Below are 239 nucleotides of genomic sequence, written 5' to 3' on the forward strand. Positions count from 1 at the left end.
GGGCCGAGGTCGCGGGCGTGTACGGCATGTGGTACGGCAAGGGCCCCGGCGGGGCCCGCTGCGGCGATGTGTGCAAGCACGCCAATGCGGCGGGTACGTCCGTGGACGGTGGCGTGCTGGCGCTGGCCGCCGACGACCACGCCTGCCGGGGTGCCACCCTGCCCCTCGGCAGCGCCGAGGAGGTCGGCAGCGCGAAGATGCCGGTGCTCAACCCGGCCGGCGTGCGGGAGAGCCGGGAC

At 76.2% G+C, this 239-nt stretch carries 1 protein-coding gene; it reads left to right on the forward strand.

Annotated elements, in window-relative coordinates; translation table 11 throughout:
- Positions 1-239: hypothetical protein (locus ACQG3P_RS23025; RefSeq protein ID WP_426806342.1), on the forward strand; the 239-nt coding region annotated here is incomplete at both ends.

The sequence above is a fragment of the Stenotrophomonas sp. SrG genome (assembly GCF_050031795.1).
GTDB lineage: Bacteria > Pseudomonadota > Gammaproteobacteria > Xanthomonadales > Xanthomonadaceae > Stenotrophomonas > Stenotrophomonas rhizophila_A.